The organism is Bacillus sp. REN10 (assembly GCF_016820555.1).
In the GTDB taxonomy this organism is placed as follows: domain Bacteria; phylum Bacillota; class Bacilli; order Bacillales; family Domibacillaceae; genus Bacillus_CE.
This window is the reverse complement of sequence record NZ_JADHDW010000041.1, coordinates 1-527: the sequence shown is the minus strand read 5'-3', so window position 1 is coordinate 527 and position 527 is coordinate 1. Positions and strand designations below refer to the sequence as shown.

Below are 527 nucleotides of genomic sequence, written 5' to 3'. Positions count from 1 at the left end.
GCTTTATTACTAGAGTGTCTATTTATTGACAACAAAGCTGATATGGACAAGTTAAACAACCAATCGTTCTTCAAAGAGTTTTGCCAAGCCATCGCTGATGGTATCGCTAAAGCTGTAGGTGTGGCACCTGTTAAATCAGCAACTACACCTAAAAAAGAGGAGGAATCAATAGTGGAATATAAAAAAGACGCTCTTGCTAGTCCGCGTTTTCGAGAAGCGCAAAAGTGGGTGAAGGAGACAACGACACCTGATGGAACTAGTATCAGTGACGGAACTTACCCGCAGCGGCCTGTCACAAGAGAAGAAATGTGGGAACTGATGTATAGAGCAAGTAAGGTTAATAAGTAAAATCCAATCCTCCGTTCTTAATTGGATGGAGGAGTTGGAATTTTTAATACATTTTTGGTTATTTAATGTTAAATAAATGGAGATATGGTCGATATAATAATTGATTACATATATAAGGAGGAATGGTAAAATGAAGAAAGTATTTTCGGTTTTAGTAACATTAGCTTTAACTATGTCTG

The 527-nt window shown here is 37.2% G+C and carries 1 pseudogene; it reads left to right on the top strand.

From position 1 onward, the window contains the following. Positions 1–348 (top strand): annotated as a pseudogene (locus IRB43_RS17655) (hypothetical protein); the annotation flags it as partial. Positions 349–527 lie beyond the last annotated feature (179 nt).